Origin of the sequence: Martelella sp. UBA3392, from assembly GCF_002358775.1 — a bacterium.
Taxonomy (GTDB): domain Bacteria; phylum Pseudomonadota; class Alphaproteobacteria; order Rhizobiales; family Rhizobiaceae; genus Martelella; species Martelella mediterranea.
Map to the genome: position 1 here is coordinate 7324 of NZ_DEPM01000076.1, position 6549 is coordinate 13872.

5 protein-coding genes are annotated in these 6549 nt (G+C 64.0%); 4 read left to right on the forward strand and 1 reads right to left on the reverse strand.

Annotated elements, in window-relative coordinates; translation table 11 throughout:
• Positions 1–117: 117 nt before the first annotated feature.
• Positions 118–1758, reverse strand: coding sequence for an MFS transporter (locus B4E36_RS05820; protein WP_292059170.1), 1641 nt, complete (start codon positions 1756–1758; stop codon positions 118–120).
• Between the two features lie 314 nt (positions 1759–2072).
• Here B4E36_RS05820 and rimP point away from each other — a divergent pair, with 314 nt between their 5' ends.
• From rimP to B4E36_RS05840, 4 genes are all read left to right on the forward strand, one after another.
• Positions 2073–2696, forward strand: a complete 624-nt coding sequence (gene rimP / locus B4E36_RS05825; RefSeq protein WP_292059168.1) for a ribosome maturation factor RimP — start codon at positions 2073–2075, stop codon at positions 2694–2696.
• Positions 2697–2784: 88 nt separating this feature from the next.
• The gene (nusA, locus tag B4E36_RS05830) at positions 2785–4440 is read left to right on the forward strand and encodes a transcription termination factor NusA (RefSeq protein ID WP_292059166.1); all 1656 of its coding nucleotides are present in this window, start codon (positions 2785–2787) and stop codon (positions 4438–4440) included.
• A 32-nt stretch (positions 4441–4472) separates the two neighbouring features.
• The gene (locus B4E36_RS05835) at positions 4473–5099 is read left to right on the forward strand and encodes an RNA-binding protein (RefSeq protein WP_414673734.1); all 627 of its coding nucleotides are present in this window, start codon (positions 4473–4475) and stop codon (positions 5097–5099) included.
• 100 nt (positions 5100–5199) lie between these two features.
• Positions 5200–6549, forward strand: a 1350-nt coding sequence (locus B4E36_RS05840) for a translation initiation factor IF-2 N-terminal domain-containing protein (protein WP_345900104.1), incomplete at its 3' end; no start/stop codon positions are given.

Here is a 6549-nt window from a genome sequence, read left to right on the forward strand (position 1 = left end):
ACCCCTCTCTGCCCCTGTCGGGGCATCTCCCCCTCAAGGGGGGAGATTGTGGGCTGCCGGATCTTCGGATCAAATCAAAGCCCAACCGAACTGATAGAAAACGCCGCCCGTCACCCTTCAATGATGGTGATGATGCGCGTCGTAGGGGCGGTTGAAGATCGTGTCGCGCGGCGGGATTGCCTGGCGTTCGATCATGCGCCGGACCCGCGGCATGCCGTCTTCCTGATGCAGTTCGCGCAACCGATCATAATTGTCGGCATCGGCCTGGGTGCGGCGCTGGTTGTGGCGCACATAGTCGACCCAGGTGGGCGCGTGATAGGTCTCGAACCAGACATCGGGCTCCTCGATATCGCGCATCAGCGCCCATTTGCGCGCGCCGTCGCGCAGCCGGATGCGGCGGCGCTCGACCATCAGCCGCAGGAACTCCTGGGTGTCTTCAGCCGCGATCACGAAGCGGGTCTCGACCACGATCGGGCCGGAACGGGCGACGAGGCCAAGGGCGGGCTCCGGCGTGCGGAACCGGTTGAGCGGATCGAGGTTCAGGCTTTCGAAGGCCGGCATCTTGAACACGAAGCCAACCGCCGCGCCGAAGGCCGCGACGCCCGCCGCAGCCAGGAAGGCATGGGTGATGGTGAGGTTTTCGGCGACATAGCCCCACAGCCAGCTTCCGCCCGCCATGCCGCCAAAGGCTGCGGTCTGGTAAAGCGACAGGGCCCGGCCGACCACCCAGCGCGGCGTCGTCAGCTGCACCACCGTGTTGAACAGCGAAAGCGCCATGACCCAGCAAGCGCCGGCAAAGAAAAGCGCCAGACAGTCGATGATCAGCGAGGTCGAAAGCGACATGACCACCGCGCTCGCGCCGAACACCAGGAAGGCCGCGCGGATGATCGCCTCGTTGGAAAGGGCGGCTCTCAGCCTTGCATTGGCGAAAGCGCCGCCGATCGCGCCGATGCCGAACGCGCCGAGCATGATGCCGAATGTCTGCGGCCCGCCGGCAATCACGTCGCGCGCCACCAGCGGCAGCAGCGCCAGCGCCGAAACCGTGGCAAGGCCGAACAGGAAGGCGCGCAACAGCACCTTCAATATGTTGGGCGACATGAACACGTAGCGCAACCCGGCGCCGATCGCGGTGGTCATCTTCTCGCGCGGCAGCGGGTTTTCCGGAGGCACAAATTTCCAGCGGAAGACCACCGTCAGCAGGCCGAGATAGCTCAGCGCGTTCACAACAAATGCCGCCGCCGCACCGCCGATGGCGACGATGGTGCCGCCGACGGCCGGGCCGACGCTGCGGGTAATGTTGAAACCCACGGAATTGACCGTGACCGCCCCGGGGACGTCGGAACGCGGCACCATATCGCCGACGGCAGCCTGCCAGGACGGGTTGTTGAGCGCATTGCCGCTGCCGATGAGAAAGGTGAAGGCGAGCAGCATCCACGGCGTGATCACGCCGGCAACCGCCGCAAGCGCCAGCGCCACGGAGACGGCGAACATGAAGCCTTGGGCGGCGAGAATCACCCGTCGGCGGTCGAAACTGTCGGCAATCGCGCCGGCGACGAGCGCGAACAGCATCACCGGCAGCGTGGTCGAGGCCTGAACCAGCGCCACCATGCTCTCCGAATTCGAGATCGAGGTCATCATCCATGCCGCGCCGACATTCTGGATGTTGGTGCCGAGATTGGAGGCGATCGAGGCAAACCAGATATTGCGGAAGGTGGCATGCGCAAACGGGGCAAAAAGCGAGGGTGTCGCCTTATTCATGGATCGTCGTTCCTCCGGGCATTTTGTTGTTTGCGCGCAGCGCGATCGGCGGATGCGATGCTGCGTTCGCTTCGGCTTCTCCCGAACCACAAGTATAGGACCGAAATCAGGCGGTTGCCTATATCCCCCGAGGCCGGTTCCATGCCTGGGCCGCGATAAAACTTGCAATTTTCCCTTCGTGGGGTTATCTAGGGCTCAAATTCTTGATCGTCAGATGAAGAGTGGGGCCGCACGGACCCGCTCTTTTTTGTTTGGCGCGGCCGCCAGGCGCCGGGAGCCTGATGGGACAGATTTGAGGAACATGGCTGACAAACATGGATGATAGGGCAAGAGAAGAACGGCTTATCGTGGAAACCGGCGTCGAGAAGCGGATTGCCGACATGATCGAGCCTGTTCTGGAGGATATCGGTTTCAAGCTGGTGCGGGTCAATCTTTCCGGCCAGAACGGGCTGACGCTGCAGATCATGGCCGAGCGTTTCGACGGCACGATGACGGTCGAGGACTGCGAGGAAGTGTCCAAGGCGGTCTCGCCGGTGCTTGATGTCGAGGACCCGATCGATCGCGCCTATCATCTGGAAATCTCATCGCCCGGCATCGACCGGCCGATGGTGCGCAAGTCCGATTTCTACCGCTGGAAGGGGCATCTGCTGAAATGCGAGACCTCGGTGCTCATCGGCGAGCGCAAGCGGTTCCGCGGCCGCATCATCGAGGCCGACAATGACGGCTTCACGCTTCTGCGCGACGGTGTCGCCTATGGCGAGCCAAGCGAGGTCACAATCCCGTTTTCGGCGCTTTCCGATGCCAAGCTGATCCTGACGGACGAGTTGATCCGCGAGGCGTTGCGCGCCGACAAGCTGGCCAAGGAAAAGGCCGCCAACGAAAACGACGAAGATAATGGTGTCGAAGACGGCGGCGTCGAAGACACCGAAGAGAATTGAACACCGCCCGACCGCAGCTTTTATCGCGCAGGCGTGACAGCAATTTCGCGAAGCCTCGAGGCTCGCAGACAAGAATGGAGACAGGAACATGGCAGTAAGTGCGAACCGGCTGGAACTGTTGCAGATCGCCGATGCGGTGGCGCGGGAAAAATCGATCGATCGTGAGATCGTCCTGACCGCCATGGCCGACGCCATCCAGAAGGCGGCCAAGTCGCGCTACGGATCGGAAACCAATATCCGCGCCGACATCAATCCGAAGACCGGCGAAATCCACCTGCAGCGCCTGCTCGAAGTGGTCGAGGAAGCCGAGGATTACAGCACCCAGATCCCGCTGGCGTTGGCGCTTGACCGCAACCCGGAAGCCAAGCTCGGCGATTTCATCGCCGATCCGCTGCCGCCGATGGATTTCGGCCGCATCGCCGCCCAGTCGGCCAAGCAGGTCATCGTCCAGAAAGTGCGCGAGGCCGAGCGCGATCGCCAGTTCGATGAATACAAGGATCGCATCGGCGAGATCGTCAACGGCACGGTCAAGCGCGTCGAATACGGCAATGTCATCGTCGATCTCGGCCGTGGCGAAGCGATCATCCGCCGCGACGAGATGATCCCGCGCGAAGTGCCGCGCTACGGCGACCGCATCCGCGCCTATGTCTATGACGTGCGCCGCGAACAGCGCGGTCCGCAGATCTTCCTGTCGCGCACCCATCCGCAGTTCATGGTCAAGCTTTTCGCCATGGAAGTGCCGGAAATCTACGACGGCATCATCACCATCAAGTCGGTTGCCCGCGACCCCGGTTCGCGCGCCAAGATCGCCGTGATCTCCTCTGATTCATCGATCGATCCGGTCGGCGCCTGCGTCGGCATGCGCGGCAGCCGCGTCCAGGCCGTTGTCGGCGAGCTTCAGGGCGAGAAGATCGACATCATTCCGTGGTCGGAAGACCCGGCCTCCTTCATCGTCAACGCGCTGCAGCCGGCCGAAGTCGCCAAGGTGGTGCTGGACGAGGATGCCGAGCGCATCGACGTTGTGGTGCCGGACGACCAGCTTTCGCTGGCGATCGGCCGTCGCGGCCAGAATGTCCGTCTCGCCTCGCAGCTCACCGGCTGGGATATCGACATCATGACGGAGAACGAGGAATCGGAGCGCCGCCAGAAGGAATTCAACGAGCGTTCGCAGCTGTTCATGGATGCGCTGGACGTCGACGAGATGGTTGGTCAGGTGCTGGCCTCGGAAGGCTTCGCGGCCATCGAGGAACTGGCCTATGTCGACCTTGACGAAATTTCCTCGATCGAGGGCTTCGACGAGGAAACCGCGCAGGAAATCCAGATGCGCGCCCGCGAGCATCTGGAGCGTCTCGATGCCGAACTGGACGAGAAGCGCCGGGAACTCGGCGTTTCCGACGACCTGCGCCAGATCGACGGCATGACGCTGGCGATGATGGTCGCGCTCGGCGAGGAAGGCATCAAGACGATGGAAGATTTCGCCGGTTGCGCCGCCGACGATCTGATCGGCTGGACCGAGCGCCAGAATGGCCAGACAAAGCGTTTCGACGGCACGCTGTCGTCCTTTGCGTTGTCGCGCGTCGAAGCGGAAAACATGATCATGCAGGCGCGTCTCGCTGCAGGCTGGATCACCGAGGAAGACCTCGCCGCCGACCTTCCCGAGGAAGAGGAAGTAGAGGACGAGGTCGAGGGCGGCGACGAGGAGCCGGCAGCTGACGATCTGAGCGGCGTATTCTCGAAGTCGTGACCTCGCCCCGCAAAGCGGTCGAGGCTGAGGCGATGAGCGAGCGCACCTGCATCGTAACCCGCAAGGCCGGCGATTCGGATGAACTCATCCGGTTTGTCGCCGGCCCCGACGGGCAGGTCGTGCCGGACCTGAAGCGCGAGCTCCCCGGCCGCGGCTGCTGGGTCGTCGCGGAACGTCGGGCCGTCGACAAGGCTGTCGCAAAGGGCCTGTTCTCCCGGGCGCTGAAGCAGAAGGTTCAGGCCGCCGACGATCTCGGCGCGATGGTTGACATGTTGATGGCGCGCCAGTTGGCGGGTATGATCAACATGGCGATCAAGGCGGGGGAATTCGTGACGGGCTCCGCGAAGGTCGACCTTGCGATCAGAAGCGGCGCGGCGATTGCCGTTTTTCATTCCGCCGATGCCGCGCCGGATGGCGTCCGCAAGCTGGATCAGGCCCGCACCGCCTTCATGTATCAAAGCGAGGCCGGTGCGCCGGTGCCGGCGCTCAGGCCTTTCAATGCGGACGAAATCGGCACTCTTTTGCATGAGAATGCGTTTAAACACGCCGCAGTGCTTGCGGGAAAGGCCGGTGAGGGTGTAGTGAAGCGCGCAATGATACTTCAAAGGTACCGGGCAGATGCCCGAACCGAAGGAAAAGCCGCGATGACGAACACATGACGACGTCACGGAAGTTGGCCGGACGCCATAATATGAATTTTTAGGGCGGGCATACTGTCTCCGATCGGAGATGGTTCCCGCGCCAAGGAACGGGAACCGAATGACGGACAGTAAAGACGACAAGACACTCGACAATGAAGGCAAGAAGACGCTCAAGCTGAAGCCGTCGGGTGTGAGCCAGGGCACCGTGCGCCAGGATATGGGCCGCGGTCGCAGCAAGGCGGTCGTGGTGGAAACACGCAAACGCCGGATCCACAAGCCCGGCGAAGACACTTCAGCAGCAGCATCAGCATCGCGCGCGCCGGCTTCTCAGAGCGCCCAGCCGCGCCAGGGCGAGACCCGCCGCAACGATGACCGGCCGACGCACCACCCCAAGGGCCAGCCTTCGCGGCCGGGCGCGCAGAACCGCCAGCGCGGCGGCCAGCCGGATCGCGGCCAGGATCGGGGCAATGCCGACCGTGGCGGCCAGAACCGCCAGCGCGGCAATGTGCTGCACGATCTCTCCCAGGGTGAGATGGACGCCCGCCGCCGCGCGCTGGTAATGGCGCAGCAGCGCGAGGCCGAGGACGCCGAACGCCGCAAGCGCGAGGCCGAAGAGGCCCGCATTGCCGAGGAAAGGGCGAAGCTCGAAGCCGAGGAAAAGGCCAAGCGCGAAGCGGAAGAGGCCAAGGCCCGCGCCGCAGCGCCCGCGCCGGCCGTCGAGGAAACGCCGGCCGAGGCCGAAGCGCCGGTCGTTCCCGATCTGCCGCCGGGCGAAGACGCCAAGCCGAGCCGGACCGCACAGCGTCCGCGCCCTGTCGCGCGCACGACGGCCGAAGAAGATGATGAAGCGGCGCGCGGCCGCAAGCCGCGGCGCGAAGGTGAGAGCGAAGGCGGACCGGCGCGCGGCAAGGCGCTGAGGCCCGACACCGCGCCGAAACCCGCGTCGCGCCCCAAGGGCACCGGCGAGCGTCGCCGCGGCAAGCTGACGGTAACCGCGGTTACCGGCGACGAGGACGGCGGCAGCCAGCGCGGCCGCTCGCTTTCGGCCATGCGCCGGCGCCAGGAAAAGATGCGTCGCGCCCATTCGCAGGAGCCGCGCGAAAAGGTTCTGCGCGAGGTTGTGCTGCCGGAAACCATCACCATTCAGGAACTGTCGCAGCGCATGTCCGAACGCTCGGTCGATGTGATCAAGTACCTGATGAAGGAAGGGCAGATGATGAAGCCCGGCGATGTGATCGATGCCGATCTCGCCGAGCTGATCGCCACCGAATTCGGCCACACCGTCAAGCGCGTTGCCGAATCGGATGTGGAAGAAGGCATTTTCGACGTCAAGGATGACGAGGGCGATCTGGAGCCGCGCGCCCCGGTCGTTACCATCATGGGCCATGTCGACCACGGCAAAACCTCGCTTCTGGACGCGATCCGCCATGCCAACGTGGTCTCCGGCGAGGCCGGCGGCATCACCCAG